Origin of the sequence: Pseudomonas sp. IT-P253 (assembly GCF_949768125.1) — a bacterium.
Classification (GTDB): domain Bacteria; phylum Pseudomonadota; class Gammaproteobacteria; order Pseudomonadales; family Pseudomonadaceae; genus Aquipseudomonas.
Window position 1 is genome coordinate 30,890 of sequence record NZ_CATKPT010000083.1, and the last position, 25,090, is coordinate 55,979.

Genomic DNA, 25,090 nt, shown 5'->3' on the forward strand with positions numbered 1-25,090 from the left:
GGCGCTGCGCGATCCCCTTGTAGCAGCTGGCGAAGCCTGCGTCCGGCTGCGAAGCAGCCGTAAACCCTGACGTCGCGTTGCATCTGAAGCACCGCGCTACTCTAATTGCGAGGGCTTCGCCCTCGAACGCAGCCTCCGGCAGCTGCTACATAAGCCAATGCGTCCGCGTTTACAGCGCTACGCTCATAAAGCTCTGCGATTGCGCCAACGCAAACGGGCTGAACACCTGCCAGGTCTGCTCGCACTGAAACCGGCCTTTGATGAACGGTGCAATCGGGTCGCTCAAGGTCTCTGTCGGTAAAAGACTGTCCTGCGCAAAGTGCTGGAGGCCGAAGACTTCATCGACCATCAACCCCGCAAACACGTCTTGATGCTCCACCACCAACACCCGACGCTGCTTGCGCAGTGTCGAGAGCTCATGCCCGAAGAATGCGCATAAATCCATGATCGGCAGCAACCGTCCGCGCAAATTGGCCACACCCTTGACCCAGGGTTTTACCCCCGGCAACTGCGTGCACCGCGGCTCGTGCAACACTTCGCTGACTTCGCCCATCGGCGCGACGTACCAGTGCTCGCCCAAACGGAAGCCGATGCCGCTCCAGCTGTCCTGCCGGGTCGGCTGGGACGGCAAATCCGCCGCCAGCAGACGGCAGCGCCGGTCGATCTGCAGCAGCAGTTCGAAAGCAGTCAGCGACTCGGTCATGGCCGGATGATCAACCGGCCAGCACGTTGTTCAGGATTTTGATCAGGGTTTCTTCATCGACCGGCTTGGTCAGGTAATCCTTGGCGCCCTGGCGCGTGCCCCAGACCTTATCGGTTTCCTGATCCTTGGTGGTGATGATGATCACCGGGATGTGCCCGGTGTCCGGGTCTTTGGTCAGCTGACGGGTCGCCTGAAAACCATTGAGGCCGGGCATGACGATGTCCATCAGCACCGCATCGGGTTTTTCCTGGCGCGCCAGTGCCACGCCGTCGGCGCCATTTTCAGCTTTCAACACTTCATGGCCGTGCTTTTCGAGCATGCCGGTCAGTTTGTACATTTCAGTCGGCGAATCATCGACGATCAGAATACGTGCCATGGTCTTCCCCATTCTTGTCGACGCCGGGCCCGCTGGCCGAGCGTCACTGTGCGTGTCCTACTGCGGCAAAACGGCGGCGAAGCCCGGTACATGGGCCTGGATCGCGTTCAGCAGCTCTTCCTTGCTGAAAGGCTTGGTCAAAAACTGGTCGGAGCCGACGATGCGCCCCTTGGCCTTGTCGAACAGCCCGTCCTTGGACGACAGCATAATCACTGGCGTGGACTTGAACGCACTGTTGTTCTTGATTAAAGCGCAGGTCTGATAGCCATCCAGACGCGGCATCATGATGTCGACAAAGATGATGCCCGGGTGATTGTCTGCAATCTTGGCCAAGGCATCGAAACCGTCGATGGCCGTGATGACCTCACACCCCACATTCTTCAACAGCGTTTCGGCGGTGCGGCGAATCGTCTTCGAATCGTCGATCACCATGACCTTCAAGGCGCTGGAATGCTGTTCCATAGTGGCTCTACCGTCGCCTTTGCGAATCAATTTGTCCGTTTTCCGGTTACCGGGGGCTCGAAACCCTTGATGCTCAAGGGCCAGCACGGCATGGCAGCCTTTTTAGCACAGTCTCCAAATCCAATCTATCGGCCGACCTTTGCGTGGGTTTTTCCTTGACCGGGAACACACTCAGCGCCACTCTGACGCCACTTTTATACGGTCCTTTTGGACTGATCCTTTGTGGGAGCGAGCTTGCTCGCGATGATCGTTAACGATGACGCGTGCTGGCTGGATGGGCGCGGTGTTCTCAGCTCCATCGCGAGCAGGCTCGCTCCCACAGGTCGACATTACCACCCAAATTTCGAGGAAAAACCCATGAGCGTTCGCGTCGGGATTGTCATGGATCCTATTGCCGGCATTTCCTATAAAAAGGATAGCTCGCTGGCCATGTTGCTGGCCGCACAGAAGCGCGGTTGGGAACTGTTCTATATGGAACAGAGCGATTTGTACCAGGCTGAAGGTGAGGCGCGGGCGCGGATGCGACCGTTGAAAGTCTTTGCCGACCCGCATAAATGGTTCGAACTCGAAGCCGAGACTGACGCGCTGTTGAGCGATCTGGACGTGATCCTGATGCGCAAGGATCCACCGTTCGACATGGAGTTCGTCTACTCCACTTACCTGTTGGAGCAGGCCGAGCGCGCTGGCGTACTGGTGGTGAACAAGCCGCAGAGCCTGCGTGACTGCAACGAGAAGCTGTTCGCCACGCTGTTCCCGCAGTGCACGCCGCCGACCATCGTCAGCCGCCGTCCGGACGTCCTGCGTGAATTCGCCGATCACCACGGCGACGTGATCCTCAAGCCGCTTGACGGCATGGGCGGCTCATCGATCTTCCGCCATACCGCCGGCCACCCTAACCTGTCGGTGATCCTCGAAACCCTGACCCTGCATGGCAAGCAGCAGATCATGATCCAGGGCTATCTGCCCGCTATCGTCGATGGCGACAAACGCATCCTGATGATCGACGGCGAGCCGGTGGATTACTGCCTGGCGCGGATTCCCGCCGCTGGCGAAACCCGTGGCAACCTCGCGGCCGGTGGTCGTGGCGAAGCCCGTCCGCTGACCGACAAGGATCGCTGGATCGCCGCGCAAGTAGGTCCGACCCTGCGCGAGAAGGGCCTGCTGTTCGTTGGCCTCGATGTGATCGGCGAGCATCTGACAGAAATCAACGTCACCAGCCCGACGTGCATTCGCGAGATTGATAACGCGTTTGGCACCGACATCGGCGGGATGCTGATGGATGCCATCGAGAAGAAGCTGCAAGCTGCAAGCTCCAAGCCGCAGGTTTGAAGCGCGTGCATACAGCTTGTCGCTTGAAGCTTGTAGCTTGAAGCTAAAAACCAACATTGCGTTATCATGCCGGGCTCGTAAAAACGCGATGTTGGTTTTTCTGTCATGACACTTCCGTCCGATCTGCCCGTTGAACTCGCCCATCGTGGCGTGCGCCCGGCCGATCGCCTCGGTTTTACCCTGTTTCTCGCAGCGTTGATTCACCTGGCCTTGCTGTTGGGCGTCGGCTTTACGATGGTTGAACCCAAGCAAATCAGCAAAACCCTGGAAATCACCCTCGCCACCTTCAAAAGCGAAAAAAAGCCTGCGAAAGCTGACTTCCTGGCACAGGAAAATCAGGAAGGCAGTGGCACCCTGGATAAAAAGGCGCTCCCCAAGACGACCGAAGTCGCGCCCTTCCAGGACAATAAGGTGCAGAAAGTCACGCCACCGCCGGCCGCCAAACCTGAAGTGCAGGTCGCACCGCCCAAGGCCGCGGTGACCACCGTGGCGCCGAAGCCGAAAAAAGCCCCCGCCAAAAACCAGGAACTCAAGACTGAAACCAAACCTGCAGTGGCGGCGCCGACGTTCGACAGCTCGCAGCTGTCCAGCGACATCGCCAGCCTGGAAGCGGAACTGGCCAACGAACAACAGCTGTACGCCAAGCGCCCGCGCATCCATCGCCTGAGCGCGGCCTCGACCATGCGCGACAAGGGCGCCTGGTACAAAGATGATTGGCGCAAGAAGGTTGAGCGGATCGGTAATCTCAATTATCCCGACGAAGCACGGCGCCAGCAGATCTACGGCAATTTGCGCCTGATGGTCTCGATCAACAGCGACGGTTCACTCTACGAAGTGCTGGTACTGGAGTCTTCCGGCCAGCCGTTGCTTGACCAGGCCGCCCAGCGCATCGTGCGCCTGGCCGCGCCGTTTGCACCGTTTACCGGCGACCTGTCAGACGTCGACCGACTGGAAATCATCCGGACCTGGAAATTTGCGCGCGGGGATAAACTCTTCAGCAATTAAGGGCCTACACGCTCCCTGTAGCAACTGGCGAAGCCTGCGTTCGAGGACGCAGTCCTCGCAAACCCACCAACCACGGTCATCCTATAAGAATGATGTATGGCGATTTACATCTGCTTCGCAGCCGAACGCAGGCTTCGCCAGCGGCTACAGAAGGTCGCGACAGCACTTTCCTGCACATCCCCAGCTTGTCAGTTCGCCCCTCCAACGCCACACTAGCGCTCATGAAGAACGTCAGCCCCAGCTACCTCAAGCATCACTTCCTGATCGCCATGCCTCACATGGTCGACCCGAACTTTGCGCACACCTTGACCTACATCGTCGAGCACACGGCCAATGGTGCCATGGGGCTGGTGGTCAACCGTGTGCAGGACCTCAATCTGGCCGACATCCTCGAGCAATTACGTCCCGACGTCGAAACACCCGTGCTCTGCCAGCATGTGCCGATCTTCATCGGCGGCCCGGTGCAGACTGATCGCGGTTTTGTCCTGCACCCTTCGGGGCAGAGCTATCAGGCAACCGTTGATCTGGAAGGCGAACTGTCGCTATCGACCTCCCAGGATGTGCTGTTCGCCATCGCCGACGGCGTGGGTCCGGCAAAAAGCCTGATTGTCCTTGGCTACGCCGGCTGGGAAGCCGGGCAGCTCGAGGCCGAACTGGCCGACAACGCCTGGCTGACCTGCCCTTACGACGCCGACATCCTGTTCAACACCAGCAGCGAACTGCGCCTGGAAGCGGCGGCCAAACACCTGGGCATCAATCTAAGCCTGCTCACCAGCCAGGCGGGGCACTCCTGATGGCCCTGCAGCTGATTCTGGGATTCGATTACGGCACCAAACAGATTGGCGTCGCAGTCGGCCAGGTGATTACCGGCCAGGCCCGTGAGTTGTGCACGCTGAAGGCACAAAACGGTATTCCGGACTGGAACCAGGTCGAAGCCCTCATTAAAGAGTGGAAACCCGATGCCGTGGTCGTCGGCCTGCCATTGAACATGGACGGCACGCCCAGCGACATGTGCCTGCGGGCCGAAAAGTTCGCCCGCCGCCTCAACGGCCGCTACAACTTGCCCTTCTATACCCACGATGAACGCCTGACGACTTTCGAGGCCAAGGGCGAACGCCGCGATCGTGGCGGGCAAAAGGGCAGTTACCGCGACAACCCGGTCGACGCCATCGCCGCCGCCCTGCTGCTGCAAGGCTGGCTCGACGAAAACACCGCACTGTTCGTATCCTGAAGAGCCGTCATCACGTCTCTCTTAGCTACAACCCGAGCCAAACGCAGTGAGACCCGGCTCGGGCCCAAGAAGGAGCAACCATGAGCCTGCCCAATCCCGTTGAACTGATCGGCCAAATGGCGATCCGCCTTGACGCCTACCTGGCCAAACGAGGCATCAGCGAACCGCGCTACATCGGTATCCGTACCGGCGGCGTCTGGGTCGCCCAGGCGTTGCTCAAGGAACTGGGCAGCGACTCGCCACTGGGGACACTGGACGTTTCCTTCTACCGCGACGATTTCAGCCAGAACGGCCTGCACCCGCAAGTCCGCCCGTCGGCCTTGCCGTTCGAGATCGAAGGCCAGCACCTGGTGCTGATCGACGACGTGCTGATGAGCGGCCGAACCATCCGCGCGGCCCTGAACGAACTCTTCGACTATGGTCGCCCGGCCAGCGTGACGCTGGTCTGCCTGCTGGACCTGGACGCCGGTGAACTGCCGATCCGCCCAGACGTGGTCGGTGCAACCTTGTCCCTCTCCGCCCACGAGCGCGTGAAGTTGTCCGGCCCGGAACTTGCGCTCGAACTGCAAGACCTCGCCCTTTAATTCGCCCTATTGAGAGTCCCCCTCGCGATGACGCCTCTAGAAACCAAGCGCCCGCTGCAGCTCAATGATCAGGGCCAGCTGCGCCACTTCCTCTCGCTCGACGGCTTGCGCCGCGAGTTGCTGACGGAAATCCTCGATACCGCCGACTCGTTCCTCGAAGTCGGCGCCCGGGCGGTGAAGAAAGTCCCGTTGCTGCGCGGCAAGACCGTGTGCAACGTGTTCTTCGAGAACTCCACCCGCACCCGCACCACCTTCGAACTGGCCGCTCAGCGGCTGTCGGCCGACGTGATCACCCTGAACGTGTCCACGTCGTCGGCGAGCAAGGGCGAAACCCTGCTCGATACCCTGCGCAACCTCGAAGCGATGGCCGCCGACATGTTCGTCGTGCGCCACGGTGATTCTGGCGCCGCGCACTTCATCGCCGAACATGTGTGCCCGCAAGTGGCGATCATCAACGGCGGCGACGGCCGTCACGCCCACCCGACTCAAGGCATGCTCGACATGCTCACCATCCGTCGGCACAAGGGCGGCTTCGAAAACCTCTCGGTTGCCATCGTCGGTGACATCCTGCACTCGCGGGTCGCACGCTCGAACATGCTGGCGCTGAAAACCCTCGGCTGCCCGGACATCCGCGTGATCGCGCCGAAAACCCTGTTGCCGATCGGTATCGAGCAATACGGCGTGAAGGTCTACACCGACATGACCGAAGGCCTGAAAGACGTCGACGTGGTGATCATGCTGCGCCTGCAACGCGAGCGCATGACCGGCGGCCTGCTGCCGAGCGAGGGCGAGTTCTACCGCCTGTTCGGCCTGACCACCGCGCGTCTGGCCGGGGCCAAACCGGATTGCATCGTCATGCACCCGGGGCCGATCAACCGAGGGGTGGAAATTGAGTCGGCGGTGGCCGACGGTCCGCACTCGGTGATTCTCAACCAGGTAACCTACGGCATCGCGATTCGTATGGCCGTGCTGTCCATGGCCATGAGCGGGCAGACTGCCCAGCGCCAATTCGAGCAGGAGAACGCCCAGTGAAGCTCAGCATCCTCGGCGCCCGCGTCATCGATCCAGCCACTGGCCTGGATAAAGTTACCGACATTCATATTGAAGCCTGCAAGATCGTCGCCCTGGGTACCGCGCCGGCCGGTTTTGTGTCCGTCGACACCCTCGACGCCCAAGGCCTCGTCGCCGCCCCTGGCCTGGTTGACCTGAACGTCGCCCTGCGCGAGCCGGGTTACAGCCGCAAAGGCTCCATCGTCAGCGAAACCCGTGCCGCTGCGGCCGGCGGTGTCACCAGCCTGTGCTGCCCGCCGAAAACCAAACCGGTGCTGGACACCTCGGCCGTGGCCGAACTGATCCTCGACCGCGCCCGCGAGGCCGGCAACACTAAAGTTTTCCCGATTGGTGCCCTGAGCAAAGGCCTGGACGGCGAACAGCTGGCGGAGCTGGTCGCGTTGCGCGATGCCGGTTGCGTGGCCTTCGGCAACGGTCTGGAAAGCTTCCGCAACACCCGCACGCTGTGCCGTGCGCTGGAGTACGCGGCGACCTTCGACCTGACGGTGATTTTCAACTCGCAGGACCATGATCTGGCCGAAGGTGGTTTGGCGCATGAAGGCCCGACTGCCAGTTTCCTCGGTTTGCCGGGGATTCCGGAAACCGCTGAAACCGTAGCCCTGGCCCGGGATCTGTTGCTGGTCGAGCAAAGTGGCGTGCGCGCGCATTTCAGTCAGCTCACCAGCGCTCGCGGCGTGGCCCTGATCGCTCAGGCTCAAGCGCGTGGGCTGCCGGTGACCGCCGATGTGGCGCTGTATCAACTGATCCTGACCGACGAAGCCCTGATCAACTTCAGCAGCCTGTATCACGTCCAGCCACCGCTGCGCACCCGCGCCGACCGCGACGGCCTGCGTGAGGCGGTGAAGTCGGGTGTGGTTTCAGCGATTTCCAGCCACCATCAACCGCACGAGCGCGATGCCAAACTGGCGCCGTTCGGGGCGACCGAGCCGGGGATCAGCAGTGTCGAACTGTTGCTGCCGCTGGCGATGACGCTGGTGGAAGATGGGCTGCTGGATCTGCCGACGTTGCTGGCGCGACTGAGCTCCGGACCTGCAGAAGCGTTGCGCCTGCCGGCCGGCAAGCTGGCCGTCGGTGGACCGGCGGACATCGTGCTGTTTGACCCGGCGGCGTCGACCGTGGCCGGTGAAACCTGGCTGTCCAAGGGCGAGAACTGCCCGTTCATTGGGCATAGCCTGCCGGGACTGGTGCGTTACACCCTGGTGGATGGGCGGATTAGCCACCAGGCGTAAAACCGCGCTGCCTGCATTCGCGAGCAGGCTCGCTCCCACATTTTACCGAGTTACTTGGTAGAACCCGATCAAATGTGGGAGCGAGCTTGCTCGCGAAGATTTACTGGAAGGCGCCTCTGTTCTGCGCATTGCGAATCGACACCTGGTCATTCAGCGTCCAGAAGTCATACAGCACGCCCACAAAGAACAACCCGCCCGTCAGCAGGTACAGCAACCCGCTGATCCATTTCCCCTGATACATCCGGTGTACGCCGAACACCCCAAGAAACGTCAGTAGAATCCACGCCACGTTGTACTCGATGGGCCCGGCGGTAAAACGCAGGTCCGCTTCACGGTCCATGGCTGGAATCAGAAACACGTCGATCAGCCAGCCAATGCCCAGCAAACCGAAGGTGAAAAACCAGATCGTCCCGGTCACCGGCTTGCCGTAATAAAAGCGGTGAGCCCCGGTGAAACCGAAAATCCATAGCAGGTAACCAATCACTTTGCTGTGCGTATCTTGATGCGGGCCGGCCTGTTGATAGGTGTTCATGAAGGACCTCGTTTCACGCGATAGATAAATATTCTTGAATTCTTTGTGACTTTTTTACAGGTTGCCGACGTGTGGCACATGTTACGTTGTCGTCCGTCAAAGCCTTATAGCACCTGACTTCTGTCCGACAATTGCGTCCATTTACTGCTTGTTTGGTTCCGTTGACCTCCAGGTTGAATCGACCAACGGCCTCGGAAGGGACAAAAAAGCTGTTATAAAGTTGCGCGCTAACCCATACGAGCCCTGCCTAATGCGTCCATTTTTCAAGACATGGCTAACCATTTGCCTTTTGATGCCACTGGCCGCCCACGCCACCAATCGTGAGCAACGTCTTCCTAACGTTAATGGTTACACCCCAAAATCCCATGTTTCTGCTCCTTCAAGCAAAAACAAACATACTGCAAAACTTTCGACTCACCTGAGCAAAGCCAACAGCAAACTTGTACCGCCGATGGCGGCCAAGGAAAGCAGCAACGTGTTGAGCCGCGCAGTCAACGTCCTCGGTACTCCATACCGTTGGGGCGGCAGCAGCCCAAGTAAAGGGTTCGATTGCAGTGGTCTGGTGAAATACGCGTTTAACGACGCTACATTTGACCTGCCGCGCACGTCGAACGCGATGGCCAGCGGTCATGGCCAGAAAGTCGATCGCAACGATCTGAAACCAGGCGATCTGATTTTCTTCAACATCAAGAGCCGCCGGGTCAATCACGTTGCCATCTACCTGGGCAACGACCGATTCATCCATGCACCGCGTCGTGGCAAGTCGGTAAGCATCGACACCCTGAAGAAGCCGTACTGGGAAGACCACTACGTGGTTGCCAAGCGGGTTCTGCCAAAAGAACCGGGCCAGATGCGCGTCGTTCAGCGCTGATTTGAAGCTGTGTCGGTCATGAGGCCCCCTTCGCGGGCAAGTCGGATCGCCGCACCGCTCGCTCCTACAGGATTTATGTGATCCCTGTAGGAGCGAGGCTTGCCCGCGAAGGCGTTTCTGGACCGATCAAAAGTTATCCGGTGACCGCGCCTTCTCCCGCGCATGATCGCGACTGACCAATCCCTTGGCCACCAATTCCTTCAAGCACATATCCAGCGTCTGCATCCCCAGGTTCCCACCGGTCTGAATCGCTGAGTACATCTGCGCCACCTTGTCCTCACGGATCAGATTACGGATCGCCGACGTGCCGAGCATGATTTCGTGGGCCGCGATCCGCCCACCGCCAATTTTCTTGACCAGTGTCTGCGACACCACCGCCAGCAACGACTCCGACAGCATTGAACGCACCATCGACTTTTCGTCCCCCGGGAACACATCCACCACCCGGTCGATGGTTTTCGCCGCTGACGTGGTGTGCAGCGTGCCAAACACCAGGTGGCCAGTCTCAGCGGCGGTCAGCGCCAGGCGAATGGTCTCCAGATCGCGCATTTCCCCCACCAGGATCACATCCGGATCTTCGCGCAAGGCCGAGCGTAGCGCCGTAGCGAAACTGCGGGTATCACGATGGACTTCACGCTGGTTGATCAGGCATTTGCGCGATTCATGGACGAATTCTATCGGGTCTTCGATGGTGAGAATGTGGTGGTGGCGGTGGTTGTTCAGGTAATCGATCATCGCCGCCAGGGTGGTGGACTTGCCGGAACCGGTTGGCCCCGTGACCAGCACCAGACCACGGGGGGCATCGGTAATTTTGCGAAACACTTCCCCCATGCCCAGGTCATCCATGCTCAGGACCTTGGGCGCAATGGTCCGGAACACCGCGCCGGCACCGCGATTCTGGTTGAAGGCGTTAACCCGAAAGCGCGCTACGCCGGGCACATCAAAGGAAAAGTCGGTTTCCAGGTGTTTCTCAAAGTCCACACGCTGGGTGTCGTTCATGATGTCGTAGATGAGTGCTTGAACCTGTTTGTGGTCCAGGGCCGGCAGGTTGATGCGCCGCACATCACCATCGACACGAATCATCGGTGGCATGCCGGCAGACAGGTGCAAGTCGGACGCCCCCTGTTTAGCGCTGAAGGCCAGCAGCTCAGTGATATCCATAGCACTCCTCAATTCCAGTAGAATGCCGCGAACCTCAGACCCGCTGGCACCCCTTGAATGTCCACGATAGCAGACAACATCGCTCAGGTTAGATCACGCATCCACGCCGCCGCCCTCGCCGCCCACCGCGATGAACACAGCGTTCAGCTGCTGGCCGTGAGCAAGACCAAGCCCGCCGAGGCCCTGCGTGAAGCCCACGCCGCGGGGTTGCGCGATTTTGGCGAGAACTACCTGCAGGAAGCCCTGAGCAAACAGCTTGAATTGGCCGACCTGCCCTTGATCTGGCACTTCATCGGCCCCATTCAGTCGAACAAGACTCGCGCTATCGCCGAGCACTTCGACTGGGTGCATTCCGTGGATCGTTTGAAAATCGCACAACGGTTGTCCGAACAACGCCCTGCCGATAGGCCGCCATTGAACATCTGCATCCAGGTCAACGTCAGCGGCGAAGCCAGTAAATCCGGCTGTACCCCGGCCGACCTGCCGGCCCTGGCCAACGCCATCAGCGAATTGCCGCGCATCAAATTGCGCGGGCTGATGGCAATCCCCGAGCCGACCGAAGATCGCGCCGCCCAGGACGCCGCTTTTGCGGCCGTGCAGACACTGCAAGCCAGCCTCAATCTACCGCTCGACACGCTTTCCATGGGCATGAGCCACGACCTTGAGTCGGCCATCGCCATGGGCGCCACCTGGGTCCGTATCGGTACGGCCCTGTTTGGTGCCCGCGACTACGGTCAGCCTTGATCCATGACCGACTCTTCTATTTATAAGGACCTGACATGAGCAAGACTCGTATTGCCTTTATCGGTGCCGGCAACATGGCCGCCAGCCTCATCGGCGGTTTGCGCGCCAAAGGTCTGGACGCCGCGCAGATCCGTGCCAGCGATCCGGGTGCTGAAACCCGCACCAAAGTGAAGGCTGAACACGGTATCGACGTATTCGCCGACAACGCCGAAGCCATCCAGGACGCTGACGTCGTCGTGCTTGCCGTCAAACCCCAAGCGATGAAAGCCGTCTGCGAAGCGATTCGCCCGAGCTTGAAACCGAATCAACTGGTGGTTTCCATCGCGGCAGGCATCACCTGCGCCAGCATGAACAACTGGCTCGGCGCCCAGCCGATCGTGCGTTGCATGCCCAACACCCCGGCACTGTTGCGTCAGGGCGTAAGCGGTTTGTTCGCCACCGCCGAAGTGAACGCTGATCAACGCCAGCAAGCGCAAGAGCTGCTGTCGGCCGTCGGCACCGCGTTGTGGCTGACCGAAGAGCAACAACTGGACGCGGTGACGGCCGTCTCCGGCTCGGGCCCGGCGTATTTCTTCCTGCTGATCGAAGCCATGACCGCTGCAGGCGTGAAGCTCGGCCTGCCCGCAGACATCGCCGCACAACTGACCCTTCAAACCGCTTTGGGCGCCGCACACATGGCGGTGGCCAGTGATGTCGATGCGGCCGAACTGCGCCGCCGCGTAACGTCACCGGCGGGCACCACGGAAGCGGCGATCAAGTCGTTCCAGGCCGGCGGCTTTGAAGCCCTGGTAGAAAAAGCACTCGGCGCCGCTGCGCATCGTTCGGCCGAGATGGCTGAGCAACTCGGTCGCTAACCCGCTCTCTCAAAGGAATCAATGATGCTCGGACTCAATGACGCTGCCATTTTCGTGATTCAAACCCTGGGCAGCCTGTACCTGCTGATCGTGCTGCTGCGCTTCATCCTGCAACTGGTTCGGGCAAACTTCTACAACCCGCTCTGCCAGTTCGCCGTAAAGGCCACTCAACCTCTGCTCAAGCCACTGCGCCGGGTCATCCCGAGCATGTTCGGGCTGGACATGTCATCGCTGGTACTGGCGCTGGTCGTGCAGATGGCGCTGTACGCGGTCATCCTGCTGCTCAGCGGCTACAAGGTCGACGTATTGTTCCTGGCGCCGTGGGCGCTGATCGGCATCTTCTCGCTGTTTTTGAAGGTGTTGTTCTACGCGATGATCATCAGTGTGATTCTGTCCTGGGTTGCCCCAGGCAGCCGCAGCCCGGCCGCAGAGCTGGTCACACAGATCACTGAACCGGTACTCGCACCATTCCGCCGAATCATTCCGAACCTGGGCGGCCTCGATATTTCGCCGATCTTCGCGTTTATTGCACTGCAGTTGCTGCAAAGCTGGCTGATTCCGCGCGTTGCGTACTACGCCCTGATGCCGAGGGAGCTGTTCGGGCTGATCTGATTCTGGCAGACCGAGGTGCGTCATTCGCGGGCAAGTCGAATCGTCGCACCGCTCGCTCCTACATTGGAATACGTATCCCTGTAGGCGCGAGGCTTGCCCGCGAAGAACGATAACGCGGTCCCACTGAATGAAATCAGGCCCGGCCTTTGCTTGCTGCTAAAGGCACTGGTCTTTAGACTTACGCCTCATTTCAACGAGAGCAGGGTCGATGCCAACTGCCTTTCCCGCCGATTCTGTTGGTCTGGTGACGCCGCAAATGGCGCACTTCAGCGAGCCCCTGGCCCTGGCCTGTGGCCGTTCGCTTCCAGCCTATGACTTGATTTACGAGACCTACGGCACGCTGAACGCCACGGCGAGCAACGCCGTGCTGATCTGCCACGCCTTGTCCGGTCACCATCACGCTGCCGGCTTCCATAGCCCCGACGAGCGCAAACCCGGTTGGTGGGACAGCTGCATCGGCCCCGGCAAACCGATCGACACCCGCAAGTTCTTCGTGGTCAGCCTGAACAACCTCGGTGGATGTAACGGCTCTACCGGCCCAAGCAGCACCAATCCGGAAACCGGCAAGCCGTTTGGTGCCGATTTCCCGGTGCTGACCGTGGAAGACTGGGTCCACAGCCAGGCGCGTCTGGCGGATCGACTCGGCATCAGCCAATGGGCCGCTGTGATTGGTGGCAGTCTGGGCGGCATGCAGGCGATGCAGTGGAGCATCACCTACCCGGATCGCATACGCCACTGCCTGGCTATCGCTTCGGCACCCAAGCTGTCGGCGCAGAACATTGCCTTTAACGAAGTGGCACGCCAGGCGATCCTCACCGACCCCGAATTCCACGGCGGTTCGTTCCAGGAAGCCGGCGTGATCCCCAAGCGCGGCTTGATGCTCGCGCGGATGGTCGGGCACATCACCTACCTGTCCGATGACTCGATGGGCGAAAAATTCGGCCGCGGACTCAAAAGCGAAAAGCTCAACTACGACTTCCACAGCGTCGAGTTCCAGGTCGAAAGCTACCTGCGTTATCAGGGCGAAGAGTTCTCCGGACGTTTTGATGCCAACACGTACCTGCTGATGACCAAGGCGCTGGACTACTTCGACCCGGCGGCGAACTTCGACGATGACCTGGCAAAAACCTTCGCCAATGCCCAGGCCAAGTTCTGCGTGATGTCTTTCACCACCGACTGGCGCTTCTCCCCTGCCCGCTCGCGGGAGCTGGTGGACGCGCTGATGGCGGCCAAGAAAGACGTTTGCTACCTCGAGATCGATGCTCCGCAAGGCCACGACGCCTTCCTGATTCCGATCCCGCGCTACTTGCAGGCGTTCAGTCACTACATGAACCGTATTACGTTGTGAGAAAGCCATGAGAGCTGATCTGGAAATCATCCAGGAATGGATCCCCGCCGGCAGCCGCGTGCTCGACCTCGGTTGCGGTGATGGCGAGTTACTGGCCTGGCTGCGCGACAACAAGCAAGTCACGGGCTATGGCCTGGAAAACGACCCGGACAACATTGCCGAGTGCATGGCCAAGGGTGTCAACGTCATTGAGCAGGACCTGGACAAGGGCCTGGGCAACTTTGCCAGCAACAGCTTCGACATCGTGGTCATGACCCAGGCGCTGCAAGCGGTGCACTACCCGGACAAGATCCTCGACGAAATGCTGCGCGTCGGTCGCCAGTGCATCATCACCTTCCCCAACTTCGGTCACTGGCGCTGCCGCTGGTACCTGGCGAGCAAGGGCCGGATGCCGGTGTCCGATTTTCTGCCGTACACCTGGTACAACACGCCGAACATCCACTTCTGCACCTTCGGCGACTTTGAAGAACTGTGTCGCGAACGTGAAGCCAAGGTCATTGATCGGCTTGCGGTGGATCAACAGCACCGCCACGGGTGGGCCAGTAAGCTATGGCCTAATCTATTAGGTGAAATCGGCATTTACCGCGTCAGCAGCCCGGGGCTGCAAGACCACAAGGTCGCGGTCTGAACCACGACACTTCGAGGAGAACGATCATGGGTCGTCTAGCGCTGTTTTTACTTACTGCCTGCCTGAGCGTCACCGCCATGGCCGCCGACGTCATCAAGGGCGAGCGCCAGGAGACCTTTGGCGACGTGACGGTGCACTACAACACCTTCAACTCCACCTACCTGACACCGGACATCGCCAAAGCGGCGGAGCTGATCCGCAGCAAGAACCAGGGCGTGATCAATATTTCGGTGATCAAGGACGGCAAGCCGCAGATGGCGCAAGTGAGCGGCTCGGTCAAAGACCTGACCAGCCAGAGCGTACCGCTGAAATTCAAACAGATCACCGAACAAGGCGCGATCTACTACATCGCGCAATACCCGGTGGATCAGCAAGAAGTCCGCACCTTTGAGATCAATGTGCAGAACGGCGACAAAACCAACACCATCAATTTCAACCAAGAGCTTTTCCCCGGCGAATGATCAACTTCACGCAACTCGTACTGGCCAGCCACAACGCCGGCAAACTCAAGGAACTCCAGGCCATGCTCGGCGAATCGGTGCATCTGCGCTCGATCGGCGAGTTCAGCAGCGTCGAGCCTGAAGAAACCGGCCTGTCATTCGTCGAGAACGCCATCCTCAAGGCTCGAAATGCCGCGCGCATTTCCGGCCTGCCGGCATTGGCCGACGATTCCGGGCTGGCCGTGGACTTCCTCGGCGGTGCGCCAGGGATCTACTCGGCTCGTTACGCGGACGGCAAAGGCGATGCGGCCAACAACGCCAAACTGCTCGATGCCTTGAAGGATGTACCGCAAGCCGAGCGCGGCGCGCAGTTCGTCTGTGTGCTGGCGCTGGTGCGACATGCCGACGATCCGCTGCCGATCATTTGTGAAGGTTTGTGGCACGGGCGTATCTTGCCAGCGGCCAGCGGTGAGCATGGTTTCGGCTACGATCCGCTGTTCTGGGTGCCGGAGCGCGATTGCTCCAGCGCCGAGCTGAGCCCGAGCGACAAGAACCTCATCAGCCACCGCGCCCGTGCAATGGATCTGCTGCGCCAGCGTCTGGGCTTGAAATGACCCGTGAATCGTCCGCGTCACCGCTGATCTTCGGCGGTGCCGCACAATCGCCTCGGGCCGTGCTCCCTATGCTGCCGCCCCTGGCGCTGTACATCCACATCCCGTGGTGTGTGCGCAAATGCCCTTATTGCGACTTCAACTCCCATACCGCCAGCCCCGTGCTGCCGGAGCAGGAATACGTCGACGCGTTACTGGCCGACCTCGATCAGGACCTGCACGCGGTTTATGGCCGCGAGCTGAGCTCGATCTTCTTTGGCGGTGGAACGCCGAGCCTATTCAGCGCCGAAGCTTTGGGGCGCTTGCTCAAAGGCGTCGAGCAACGCATCCCGTTTGCCAGTGACATTGAGATCACGCTGGAAGCCAATCCGGGAACCTTCGAGCAGGAGAAATTCCTCGCCTACCGCGCGCTGGGCATCAATCGCCTGTCGATCGGCATCCAGAGTTTTCAGGAAGAGAAACTCAAGGCGCTGGGGCGAATTCACAACGGTGACGAAGCGGTGCGTGCCGCCGGCATGGCGCGTCAGGCCGGGTTTGATAACTTCAACCTGGACTTGATGCACGGTTTGCCCGATCAGTCGCTCGACGACGCGCTGAGCGATCTGCGTCAGGCCATCGCCCTGAAACCGACGCACCTGTCTTGGTACCAACTGACACTTGAACCCAATACGGTGTTCTGGAACCAGCCGCCAACGCTGCCGGAAGACGACACGCTGTGGGACATTCAGGAAGCCGGTCAGGCGTTGCTCGCCGAGTATGGTTACGCACAATATGAAGTCTCGGCCTATGCCCAGCCCGGTCGTCCGGCGCGGCATAACCTCAATTACTGGAGCTTCGGCGACTTCATCGGCATCGGCGCCGGCGCCCACGGCAAGCTCAGTCATCCGGACGGGCGAATTGTGCGCACCTGGAAGACCCGCTTGCCGAAGGACTATCTGAACCCGGCCAAAAGCTTCAAGGCTGGCGAGAAAGCGCTGACCAATGAAGAGCTGCCGTTCGAGTTCCTGATGAATGCGTTACGCCTGACCGAAGGCGTCGAATCGCGACTGTATCCGGAGCGCACCGGGCTGCCCCTGGAAAGCCTCGCCGAAGGCCGCCTCGACGCCGAACAAAGTGGCTTGTTGCAGGTCGAACCGTCACGTCTGGCGGCCACCGAGCACGGACAACTGTTTCTCAATGATTTGCTGCAAAAATTTCTGAGCTGATTTCAGCCTTAAGGGAAAACGAATGGATTTGATACTTGACCTGCTCGCCACTGTGTCCCGCTGGAGCCGCAGCAACCTGTCGGAAATCTCTCTGGCGCTGGTAGGCTGCCTACTGGTGCTGTTCGGCGCGGACATCAAAGGCTGGGTCGACCAACGCCTGGGCAGCATCGCCGGCGCCTTGCGCGTCCCGCTGATGGCCCTGGTGTGCATGGTCGGCAGCGGCGTGGCGCTGATCTACGCCACACCGTGGATCATCAAAGGCCTGAGCCAGTTCAACAACTACAGCCTGGCGCCGGTGTTGTTGGTGGTGCTGGTGCTGATCGGCGTAGTAGCCGACCGCCGCTGACCCTGGGCACAACACATATCCCGTAGGAGCGAGCGGTGCGGCGATCCGACTTGCCCGCGAAGGGAACGCTGCGGTGTAACTGGTACACCGCGTCATCGTTCTTCGCGGGCAAGCCTCGCTCCTACAGGGTCCAGCTAGGTCAGGACTGTTTTTCGAACTTCAAGTCCCACACGCCATGCCCAAGGCGTTCGCCGCGGCGTTCGAACTTGGTGATCGGGCGCTCGGTCGGGCGCGGGACGCATTTGCCGTCTTCGGCCAGGTTGCGATAACCCGGGGCGACGTTCATCACTTCCAGCATGTACTCGGCATACGGTTCCCAGTCGGTGGCCATGTGCAACACACCGCCGACTTTCAACTTGCTGCGCACCAGCTCAGCGAACGACGCCTGAACGATACGGCGCTTGTGGTGACGGCTCTTGTGCCATGGGTCCGGGAAAAACAGCATCAGACGATCGAGACTGTTATCGGCCACGCAACGGTTAAGCACTTCGATAGCGTCGCAATCGTAGACCCGCAGGTTGGTCAGGCCCTGAGTCAGCACGCCATTGAGCAACGCGCCGACACCCGGACGGTGAACCTCAACGCCAATGAAATCCTGTTCCGGCGAAGCCGCGGCCATTTCCAGCAGCGAATGGCCCATGCCGAAGCCGATCTCCAGCGAACGCGGCGCAGAGCGACCGAATACCTGGTCGAAGTCCACCGGCGCATCGGCCAATGGCAGCACGAACAGCGGCGTGCCCTGCTCCAGACCTTTTTGCTGGCCTTCGGTCATGCGGCCTGCGCGCATCACGAAACTCTTGATGCGGCGGTGTTGGCGCTCGTCGCCTTCTGCAGGCGTCATTGGCGTGTCGTTTGATTCAGTCATCAATGGCTCTTACTTGATCAGACCATCCAGCGGCGAAGAGGCGCTGGCATAGAGTTTTTTCGGCATGCGGCCGGCGAGGTAGGCCAGACGGCCTGCAACGATGGCGTGTTTCATGGCTTCAGCCATCAAGATCGGCTGCTGGGCATGGGCGATGGCCGAGTTCATCAGCACCGCTTCGCAACCCAGTTCCATGGCGATGGTGGCGTCGGAAGCGGTACCGACACCGGCGTCCACCAGCACAGGGATTTTCGCTTCTTCGAGGATGATCTGCAGGTTGTACGGGTTGCAGATCCCCAGGCCCGTGCCGATCAGGCCGGCCAGCGGCATGACCGCGATGCAGCCGATTTCCGCCAGTTGACGGGCAATGATCGGGTCATCGCTGGTGTAGACCATCACGTCGAAGCCTTCCTTGACCAGCACTTCGGCGGCCTTGAGGGTTTCGATCACGTTGGGGAACAGGGTTTTCTGGTCCGCCAGCACTTCCAGCTTTACCAGGTTGTGGCCGCCGAGCAGCTCACGGGCCAGGCGGCAGGTGCGCACAGCCTCGGTAGCGTCGAAGCAACCGGCGGTGTTAGGCAGGAAAGTGTAGCGATCCGGCGACAGGACTTCGAGCAGGTTCGGTTCGCCGGGGTTCTGGCCGAGGTTGGTGCGGCGCACGGCGAATGTGACGATCTCGGCACCCGAGGCTTCGATAGCCAGGCGGGTTTCTTCCATGTCGCGGTACTTGCCAGTACCTACCAGCAAACGCGACTGGTAAGTACGACCGGCCAGGACGAAGGGCTTGTCGCTACGAACGATGCTCATGGGAAATCCTCTGTAGGGGTGAGGTTCTTGCAGAATAATTCTGTGCCCTTACGGGCCGGACGACTAGCCGCCGCCGATGGCGTGGACCACTTCGACACTGTCGCCGTCGTTCAGCGTGGTGTCAGCGTGCTGGCTGCGCGGGACGATATCCAGATTGAGTTCGACCGCCACACGGCGTCCGGTCAATTCCAGACGGGCCAGCAGGGCCGCAACGGTTTCACCGTCGGGCAGCTCAAGGGATTCGCCGTTCAACTGAATGCGCATGTCGAATGCCGCCATCATTTTTAGGGGCTGGCATTCTAGCCCGATCAGTCTTGGCGACCCAAGCCATTCGTCATGTAGGAGCGAGCTTGCTCGCGATGGACGTCAACGATAACGCGTCTTTATTGATTAAACGCGTTGCCCTCACGCTCTTCGTCGGAACGCCGCCCGGAGCAAGCTCGCTCCTACAGGGTCACGTCATGCGCCAGGCGGCAAGGCCCAGGCAGAGCCAGCCGATCAAGAATGCCAGGCCGCCGAAGGGCGTGATGATCCCGAGCTTGCTGATGCCGGTCATGGTCAACACATACAGGCTGCCGGAAAACAGCAGAATGCCAATGGCAAAGGAGGCGCCGGCCCAGGTAATCAAGCGGCCGGGAATCTGCGTGGCCAGCAGCGCTACGCCAAACAATGCCAGGGCGTGTACCAGTTGATAGGTAACGCCGGTGTGGAAAATCGCCAGGTACTCAGGCGTCAGACGGGCTTTCAAGCCGTGAGCGGCGAACGCGCCAAGGGCAACGCCGGTGAAGCCGAAGAAAGCGGCCAGCATCAGAAAGCCACGCAGCATGAAGAACTCCAGTCAGACTCGATCAACAGGGTCTGTATAATGGCCCGCTCAACGTGTTCGGCCAAGCCATCTCTATGCTGCGTTTAATTTTCCGTCGTTTCACAAAGGCCCTGCTCTGGTTCGCGGTCGGCAGCATATTGCTGGTTCTGATTTTCCGTGTGGTTCCACCACCGGGGACGGCGCTGATGGTCGAGCGCAAGGTCGAATCCTGGTTCGACGGCGAGCCGATTGACCTGCAACGTACCTGGAAGCCCTGGGATGAAATCTCCGACGATTTGAAAGTCGCGGTGATTGCAGGTGAGGATCAGAAATTCCCGGAGCATTGGGGTTTTGACTTCGGCGCGATTCAGGCTGCATTGGCTCACAACGAGCTGGGCGGCTCGATTCGCGGCGCCAGCACGTTGAGCCAGCAAGTCTCGAAAAACCTCTTTCTGTGGTCTGGCCGCAGTTGGCTGCGCAAAGGACTGGAAGCCTGGTTTACCGGACTGATCGAAGTGCTCTGGCCCAAGCAGCGGATTCTTGAAGTGTATTTGAACAGCGTCGAGTGGGATGACGGGGTGTTTGGCGCGGAAGCGGCGGCTCGGCATCACTTTGGTGTCGGTGCCAAATCGCTGTCCCGACAGCAGGCCAGTTATCTGGCGGCCGTATTGCCTAACCCACGAGTGTGGAGTGCGGGCCATCCGACGTCTTATGTTTCGCGACGTGCCGGCTGGATTCGGCAGCAGATGAGTCAGTTGGGGGGTGACAGTTATCTGGTCGACCTCAACGATTCACGCCGGGCGCCTTGGGCTCAATAGCCGCGCGCCTTCACACTGAAAATCCCCTGTGGGAGCGAGCCTGCTCGCGAAAGCGGTTTGACAGCCAACGAAGATGTTGAATGTTATGACGCTTTCGCGAGCAGGCTCGCTCCCACAGAGGCCGGCGCCAGGCGAAAAATGGGCACAAACAAAAACGCCCCGATCAATGATCGGGGCGTTTTTTTATTGCTTGTGCGCCGGTTAAGCGGCGATCGACAACTTGAGCTTGTTCATCGCGCTCTTCTCGAGCTGACGAATACGCTCGGCCGACACGTTGTACTTTTGCGCCAGGTCGTGCAGCGTGGCTTTCTCTTCCGCCAACCAGCGCTGGTAGAGGATGTCACGGCTGCGATCGTCCAGCACTTCCAGCGCTTCGTGCAGGTTGTGGTTGGAGTTGTCGCTCCAGTCGGCATCTTCCAGTTGACGGGCCGGGTCATACCGGTGGTCCTCCAGATAGTTGGCCGGCGACTGGAAAGCACTGTCGTCGTCCGCTTCTGCGGCCGGGTCGAAGGCCATGTCATGGCCGGTCAGGCGACTTTCCATCTCGCGCACTTCCCGCGGTTCTACGCCGAGGCTTTCCGCCACACGGTGGACTTCCTCGTTGTTCAGCCACGCCAGACGCTTCTTCTGGCTGCGCAGATTGAAGAACAGCTTGCGCTGGGCCTTGGTGGTCGCGACTTTCACAATGCGCCAGTTGCGCAGGATGAACTCGTGAATTTCCGCCTTGATCCAGTGCACGGCGAACGAAACCAGACGCACACCCATTTCCGGGTTGAAGCGCTTCACGGCTTTCATCAGGCCGACGTTACCTTCCTGGATCAGGTCAGCCTGGGCCAGACCGTAGCCGGAATAGCTACGGGCGATATGTACGACAAAACGCAGGTGGGCGAGCACCATCTGCCGAGCCGCCCCCAAATCCTGCTCATAATAGAGACTCTCGGCCAGTTCACGCTCCTGCTCCGGCGTCAGCAATGGAATGCTGTTCACGGTGTGCACATAGGCCTCCAGGTTCGCACCCGGGACCAGAGCATATGCAGGTTGCAAAGAATTGGTCATACGAAAAAACCTCCGACTTACCTAACTCGTGCAGTTCAGCACTGCGAGAATTGACCGGAAACCAAAAAACAAGTTCCCATAAACGCTGAAAGGTCAATACGAGCAAAATGATACTACTTAGGCGCAAGCTCCCTCAGGTGGCGTGCGACTGCAATCCATGCACCGATATACCCTAACAGCACCGCGCCAAGCAAGAGAGACAGACCGTCGGCAACTGGCACGCCGGCCAGCGCAAAATTACTGCCGTACAAACCGGCCAGTCCCACCACCGCCTCGTTCAGCCAATTCAGGCCAAACGCCAATACACCCCAGGAAAAAATCCCCGCACCAAAGCCATAAAGCGCGCCCATATACAGAAAAGGCCTACGCACATAGCTGTCAGTGCCGCCGACGAGTTTAATCACTTCTATCTCTGTGCGGCGGTTTTCAATATGAAGACGAATGGTATTGCCTATCACCAAAAGTAATGCAGAAACCAAAAGCACGGTCAGACCGAAGACAAAACGGTCGCCCAGCTTGAGGATGGCTGCCAGACGCTCGACCCAGACTAGATCAAGTTGCGCCTGCTGTACCTTCGGCAACTCGGAAAGTTTTTGTCGTAATGCTTCAAGCGTGGGTTTGTCGACTTCTTTCGGGGTCACCAGAACCACGCCCGGCAGCGGGTTTTCCGGCAATTCTTTCAGCGCTTCGCCCAGGCCGGACTGCTGCTGAAACTCTTCCAGCGCCTGATCGCGACCGACGTATTCCGCCTCCGCGACACCGGGCATGCCTTTGATCTGCTCACGTAACGACTCGCCTTCAGCAGGGCTGGCCTCGATTTGCAGGTACAGCGAAATCTGCGCCGCGCGCTGCCAGGAACCGCCAAGACGCTCGACGTTATTTAGCAAAAGTGACAGGCCCATGGGCAAACTCAGGGCAACGGCCATCACCATGCAGGTGAAAAAGCTCCCGATGGGCTGCTTGCCCAAGCGGCGCAAGCTGTCCACCAGGCTGGCGCGATGGCTTTCGACCCAGGCACGAAACAGCGTGGCGAAGTCCGGACCGTCGTCATCGTCGCGTTTTTTCTTCTGCTGTTGTGGATCGGCAGCCTTTGGGGCCACGCGCTCGGAAACCTTGGGACTACGTGTCGCACTCATTCGCCAGCCTCCCCGTCACCGATCAATCGTCCGCGTTGCAGGGTCAGCATGCGATGACGCATGCGGGCGATCAGCGCCAGGTCGTGACTGGCGATCAGCACGCTGGTGCCCAGACGGTTGATGTCTTCGAACACCCCCATGATCTCGGCGGCCAGGCGCGGGTCGAGGTTACCGGTCGGTTCGTCCGCCAGCAGCAAGGCCGGACGGTGAACGATGGCACGGGCAATGCCGACGCGCTGTTGCTGGCCGGTGGACAGGTCGCCCGGGTACAGATCGGTCTTGTCCGAGAGCGCCACGCGCTCCAGGGCCGAATCCACACGCTTGGCGATTTCGGCTTTGGACAGGCCCAGGATCTGCAAAGGCAACGCGACGTTGTTGAACACCGTGCGATCGAACAGCAGCTGGTGATTCTGGAACACCACGCCGATCTGCCGGCGCAGGTAAGGAATCTGTGCGCTGCTGATAGTGCCGAGGTCCTGACCGGCCAGCAGCAATTTGCCGGTGGTCGGGCGCTCCATCGCCAGCAGCAGGCGCAACAAGGTGCTTTTACCGGCACCGGAATGGCCGGTGACAAACAAGAATTCGCCCCGACGGACTCGAAAGCTCAGCTCATGCAAGCCGACGTGACCGTTCGGATAGCGTTTACCGACCTGTTCGAAACGAATCATGAACGCTCCCGCTCGGCAAACAGTGCCTGGACAAAGGGTTCTGCTTCAAAAGTACGCAAATCGTCGATGCCTTCGCCGACGCCGATGTAGCGAATCGGCAGGCCAAACTGCTTGGCCAGGGCGAAAATCACCCCGCCTTTGGCGGTGCCGTCGAGCTTGGTCAGCGCCAGGCCGGTCAGTTCGACGGTCTGGTTGAATTGTTTGGCCTGATTGATGGCGTTCTGGCCCGTGCCGGCATCGAGCACCAGCAACACTTCGTGCGGCGCGTCGGCGTCGAGTTTGCCGATGACCCGGCGAACCTTCTTCAACTCTTCCATCAAATTGTCTTTGGTGTGCAGACGGCCGGCAGTGTCCGCAATCAGGACGTCAATGCCCCGAGCCTTGGCGGCCTGCACGGCATCGAAGATAACCGAAGCCGAGTCGGCGCCGGTGTGTTGAGCGATCACCGGGATCTTGTTGCGCTCACCCCAAACCTGCAATTGCTCGACAGCTGCGGCACGGAAGGTATCACCGGCGGCGAGCATGACTTTCTTGCCTTCAAGTTGCAGCTTCTTCGCCAGTTTGCCGATGGTCGTGGTCTTGCCGGCACCATTGACGCCGACGACCAGAATCACAAACGGCTTGTTCTGCGAGGTAATTTTCAGCGGCTGCTCGACCGGCTTGAGCATCGCCGCCAGCTCGGCCTGAAGGGATTTGTACAACGCATTGGCATCGGCCAGCTCTTTTCGGGCGACTTTCTGGGTCAGGCGCTGAATGATCACGGAAGTCGCTTCAACGCCAACGTCGGCGGTCAGCAGCCGGGTTTCGATGTCTTCAAGCAGCTCGTCATCGATGATCTTCTTGCCCAGGAACAGGCTGGCCATGCCTTCGCCGATGCTGGCGCTGGTCTTGGACAGGCCTTGCTTGAGGCGGGCGAAGAAACCGGCTTTGGTTTCTTCGGTGCGCACAGGCTCGGCAGGGGGTTCGACGGGAGCAATAACCGGTGCAGGCACTGGTGCAGGTGCAGGCGCTTGAGTCACCGGAGCCGCCGGGGCAACGAATGCAGGAGCGACAGGCTCTGGAGCGACCGGCGCAGGCTCAGCCACTACGACGGGCGCTACAACCGATTCAACCACCGGAACCTGAACGGGCTCAGGCACAAACGCAGTTTGCGCAGGTATCGCAGGCGTAATGTGCGGCGCCAGCTCATCGTCGACCAATGCCACCGCCTCTTCCGCCACTGGCAATGTCAACCACGGCGCAGCAATGGGGGTCAGCGGCGCCTGGGCCACGACTTCGGCGACACGATCAGGCGCTGCCTCGGCTATCGGCTGAAACACCGGCTCGGCGATCGGCAAGACACTCGGCGCAGGCTCTGCTTCTATAACCGGCGCAGGTACTGGCTCAGGCAGTGGTTGTGGCTGTTCGACGACGGGTTCCTGCGGCTTTTTGCGCAGCCATCCGAACAGGCTTTTCTTCTCGCCAGCCGCAGCTGGGGTCTTTTTGTCGTCGTTGGAACCAAACATGGAGGACGGCTATCTCACGGTAGCGACGCGCCAAAGGGCGCCCCGGCAAATAAATATTCGATGCAGAACAGACTGCGATTGACGCCGCTTG

General features: G+C 60.0%; 31 protein-coding genes. 18 read left to right on the forward strand and 13 right to left on the reverse strand.

Going from position 1 to position 25,090, the window contains the following annotated elements:
- Nucleotides 1-169: 169 nt before the first annotated feature.
- The 3 genes from ACM6IR_RS26305 to pilG are packed head-to-tail and all read right to left on the reverse strand — an operon-like array spanning nt 170 to nt 1,541.
- On the reverse strand, nt 170-703 hold the full coding sequence (locus ACM6IR_RS26305; protein ID WP_414910397.1) for a chemotaxis protein CheW: 534 nt from the start codon (nt 701-703) through the stop codon (nt 170-172).
- Nucleotides 704-713: 10 nt separating this feature from the next.
- Nucleotides 714-1,079 (reverse strand): twitching motility response regulator PilH, encoded by a 366-nt coding sequence (pilH, locus tag ACM6IR_RS26310; RefSeq protein WP_414910398.1) that lies wholly within the window; start codon nt 1,077-1,079, stop codon nt 714-716.
- Nucleotides 1,080-1,136: 57 nt separating this feature from the next.
- Entirely contained in the window at nt 1,137-1,541 is a 405-nt protein-coding gene (gene pilG / locus ACM6IR_RS26315) for a twitching motility response regulator PilG (RefSeq protein WP_008152601.1), read from the reverse strand.
- Nucleotides 1,542-1,898: 357 nt separating this feature from the next.
- Between pilG and gshB the strand changes: the two genes are divergently transcribed.
- From gshB to ACM6IR_RS26350, 7 genes are all read left to right on the forward strand, one after another.
- Entirely contained in the window at nt 1,899-2,870 is a 972-nt protein-coding gene (gshB, locus tag ACM6IR_RS26320; protein WP_414910399.1) for a glutathione synthase, read from the forward strand.
- 105 nt (nt 2,871-2,975) lie between these two features.
- Entirely contained in the window at nt 2,976-3,875 is a 900-nt protein-coding gene (locus ACM6IR_RS26325; RefSeq protein ID WP_414910400.1) for an energy transducer TonB, read from the forward strand.
- A gap of 221 nt (nt 3,876-4,096) precedes the next feature.
- Nucleotides 4,097-4,669: a YqgE/AlgH family protein gene (locus ACM6IR_RS26330; protein ID WP_414910401.1), complete on the forward strand. Its 573-nt coding sequence runs from the start codon at nt 4,097-4,099 to the stop codon at nt 4,667-4,669.
- Nucleotides 4,669-5,106, forward strand: a complete 438-nt coding sequence (ruvX, locus tag ACM6IR_RS26335; protein ID WP_414910402.1) for a Holliday junction resolvase RuvX — start codon at nt 4,669-4,671, stop codon at nt 5,104-5,106. The genes ACM6IR_RS26330 and ruvX overlap by 1 nt, the downstream gene beginning before the upstream one ends.
- A gap of 80 nt (nt 5,107-5,186) precedes the next feature.
- Entirely contained in the window at nt 5,187-5,690 is a 504-nt protein-coding gene (gene pyrR / locus ACM6IR_RS26340) for a bifunctional pyr operon transcriptional regulator/uracil phosphoribosyltransferase PyrR (protein WP_414910403.1), read from the forward strand.
- A gap of 27 nt (nt 5,691-5,717) precedes the next feature.
- Nucleotides 5,718-6,722, forward strand: a complete 1,005-nt coding sequence (locus ACM6IR_RS26345) for an aspartate carbamoyltransferase catalytic subunit (protein WP_007897943.1) — start codon at nt 5,718-5,720, stop codon at nt 6,720-6,722.
- The gene (locus ACM6IR_RS26350; protein WP_414910404.1) at nt 6,719-7,990 is read left to right on the forward strand and encodes a dihydroorotase; all 1,272 of its coding nucleotides are present in this window, start codon (nt 6,719-6,721) and stop codon (nt 7,988-7,990) included. Before ACM6IR_RS26345 ends, ACM6IR_RS26350 begins: the two co-directional genes overlap by 4 nt.
- A 100-nt stretch (nt 7,991-8,090) precedes the next feature.
- Here ACM6IR_RS26350 and ACM6IR_RS26355 read toward each other — a convergent pair whose 3' ends face one another.
- Nucleotides 8,091-8,522, reverse strand: coding sequence for an NINE protein (locus ACM6IR_RS26355; protein ID WP_414910405.1), 432 nt, complete (start codon nt 8,520-8,522; stop codon nt 8,091-8,093).
- 250 nt (nt 8,523-8,772) lie between these two features.
- On the opposite strand from ACM6IR_RS26355, the gene ACM6IR_RS26360 reads away from it, so the two are divergent.
- Entirely contained in the window at nt 8,773-9,393 is a 621-nt protein-coding gene (locus tag ACM6IR_RS26360; RefSeq protein ID WP_414910406.1) for a C40 family peptidase, read from the forward strand.
- A gap of 126 nt (nt 9,394-9,519) precedes the next feature.
- On the opposite strand, the gene ACM6IR_RS26365 is transcribed toward ACM6IR_RS26360, so the two are convergent.
- The gene (locus tag ACM6IR_RS26365) at nt 9,520-10,554 is read right to left on the reverse strand and encodes a type IV pilus twitching motility protein PilT (protein ID WP_414910407.1); all 1,035 of its coding nucleotides are present in this window, start codon (nt 10,552-10,554) and stop codon (nt 9,520-9,522) included.
- A 57-nt stretch (nt 10,555-10,611) separates the two neighbouring features.
- Here ACM6IR_RS26365 and ACM6IR_RS26370 point away from each other — a divergent pair, with 57 nt between their 5' ends.
- From ACM6IR_RS26370 to ACM6IR_RS26410, 9 genes are all read left to right on the forward strand, one after another.
- Nucleotides 10,612-11,298, forward strand: a complete 687-nt coding sequence (locus tag ACM6IR_RS26370) for a YggS family pyridoxal phosphate-dependent enzyme (protein ID WP_414910408.1) — start codon at nt 10,612-10,614, stop codon at nt 11,296-11,298.
- A 35-nt stretch (nt 11,299-11,333) separates the two neighbouring features.
- Nucleotides 11,334-12,152: a pyrroline-5-carboxylate reductase gene (proC, locus tag ACM6IR_RS26375; RefSeq protein WP_414910409.1), complete on the forward strand. Its 819-nt coding sequence runs from the start codon at nt 11,334-11,336 to the stop codon at nt 12,150-12,152.
- A 24-nt stretch (nt 12,153-12,176) separates the two neighbouring features.
- Complete coding sequence (locus ACM6IR_RS26380; protein ID WP_414910410.1) at nt 12,177-12,764, forward strand: YggT family protein; 588 nt, start codon at nt 12,177-12,179, stop codon at nt 12,762-12,764.
- Nucleotides 12,765-12,972: 208 nt separating this feature from the next.
- A complete protein-coding gene (metX, locus tag ACM6IR_RS26385; protein ID WP_414910411.1) occupies nt 12,973-14,112 on the forward strand; it encodes a homoserine O-succinyltransferase MetX in 1,140 nt (379 codons plus the stop codon).
- 7 nt (nt 14,113-14,119) lie between these two features.
- The gene (metW, locus tag ACM6IR_RS26390; protein ID WP_414910412.1) at nt 14,120-14,740 is read left to right on the forward strand and encodes a methionine biosynthesis protein MetW; all 621 of its coding nucleotides are present in this window, start codon (nt 14,120-14,122) and stop codon (nt 14,738-14,740) included.
- Nucleotides 14,741-14,766: 26 nt separating this feature from the next.
- Entirely contained in the window at nt 14,767-15,201 is a 435-nt protein-coding gene (locus tag ACM6IR_RS26395; RefSeq protein WP_414910413.1) for a DUF4426 domain-containing protein, read from the forward strand.
- The gene (gene rdgB / locus ACM6IR_RS26400; protein ID WP_414910414.1) at nt 15,198-15,794 is read left to right on the forward strand and encodes an RdgB/HAM1 family non-canonical purine NTP pyrophosphatase; all 597 of its coding nucleotides are present in this window, start codon (nt 15,198-15,200) and stop codon (nt 15,792-15,794) included. The genes ACM6IR_RS26395 and rdgB overlap by 4 nt, the downstream gene beginning before the upstream one ends.
- Before the next feature lie 68 nt (nt 15,795-15,862).
- Complete coding sequence (gene hemW, locus ACM6IR_RS26405; RefSeq protein ID WP_414910528.1) at nt 15,863-16,996, forward strand: radical SAM family heme chaperone HemW; 1,134 nt, start codon at nt 15,863-15,865, stop codon at nt 16,994-16,996.
- Nucleotides 16,997-17,018: 22 nt separating this feature from the next.
- On the forward strand, nt 17,019-17,342 hold the full coding sequence (locus ACM6IR_RS26410) for a DUF3392 domain-containing protein (RefSeq protein WP_010466821.1): 324 nt from the start codon (nt 17,019-17,021) through the stop codon (nt 17,340-17,342).
- 139 nt (nt 17,343-17,481) lie between these two features.
- On the opposite strand, the gene trmB is transcribed toward ACM6IR_RS26410, so the two are convergent.
- The 4 genes from trmB to ACM6IR_RS26430 form a co-directional block, all read right to left on the reverse strand.
- Nucleotides 17,482-18,207 (reverse strand): tRNA (guanosine(46)-N7)-methyltransferase TrmB, encoded by a 726-nt coding sequence (gene trmB / locus ACM6IR_RS26415; RefSeq protein ID WP_414910415.1) that lies wholly within the window; start codon nt 18,205-18,207, stop codon nt 17,482-17,484.
- A 9-nt stretch (nt 18,208-18,216) separates the two neighbouring features.
- A complete protein-coding gene (locus ACM6IR_RS26420; RefSeq protein ID WP_414910416.1) occupies nt 18,217-19,011 on the reverse strand; it encodes a thiazole synthase in 795 nt (264 codons plus the stop codon).
- A 63-nt stretch (nt 19,012-19,074) separates the two neighbouring features.
- Complete coding sequence (gene thiS / locus ACM6IR_RS26425) at nt 19,075-19,275, reverse strand: sulfur carrier protein ThiS (protein WP_368555866.1); 201 nt, start codon at nt 19,273-19,275, stop codon at nt 19,075-19,077.
- A gap of 190 nt (nt 19,276-19,465) precedes the next feature.
- The gene (locus tag ACM6IR_RS26430) at nt 19,466-19,837 is read right to left on the reverse strand and encodes a DUF423 domain-containing protein (protein ID WP_414910417.1); all 372 of its coding nucleotides are present in this window, start codon (nt 19,835-19,837) and stop codon (nt 19,466-19,468) included.
- Nucleotides 19,838-19,911: 74 nt separating this feature from the next.
- Here ACM6IR_RS26430 and mtgA point away from each other — a divergent pair, with 74 nt between their 5' ends.
- Complete coding sequence (mtgA, locus tag ACM6IR_RS26435) at nt 19,912-20,634, forward strand: monofunctional biosynthetic peptidoglycan transglycosylase (protein ID WP_414910418.1); 723 nt, start codon at nt 19,912-19,914, stop codon at nt 20,632-20,634.
- Between the two features lie 201 nt (nt 20,635-20,835).
- On the opposite strand, the gene rpoH is transcribed toward mtgA, so the two are convergent.
- The 4 genes from rpoH to ftsY all read right to left on the reverse strand — a co-directional run bounded on the left by rpoH (nt 20,836) and on the right by ftsY (nt 24,999).
- Complete coding sequence (gene rpoH, locus ACM6IR_RS26440) at nt 20,836-21,690, reverse strand: RNA polymerase sigma factor RpoH (RefSeq protein ID WP_007897890.1); 855 nt, start codon at nt 21,688-21,690, stop codon at nt 20,836-20,838.
- A 113-nt stretch (nt 21,691-21,803) separates the two neighbouring features.
- Nucleotides 21,804-22,826: a permease-like cell division protein FtsX gene (ftsX, locus tag ACM6IR_RS26445; RefSeq protein ID WP_414910419.1), complete on the reverse strand. Its 1,023-nt coding sequence runs from the start codon at nt 22,824-22,826 to the stop codon at nt 21,804-21,806.
- Nucleotides 22,823-23,494 (reverse strand): cell division ATP-binding protein FtsE, encoded by a 672-nt coding sequence (gene ftsE / locus ACM6IR_RS26450; protein WP_414910420.1) that lies wholly within the window; start codon nt 23,492-23,494, stop codon nt 22,823-22,825. Before ftsE ends, ftsX begins: the two co-directional genes overlap by 4 nt.
- A complete protein-coding gene (gene ftsY / locus ACM6IR_RS26455) occupies nt 23,491-24,999 on the reverse strand; it encodes a signal recognition particle-docking protein FtsY (RefSeq protein ID WP_414910421.1) in 1,509 nt (502 codons plus the stop codon). Before ftsY ends, ftsE begins: the two co-directional genes overlap by 4 nt.
- Nucleotides 25,000-25,090 lie beyond the last annotated feature (91 nt).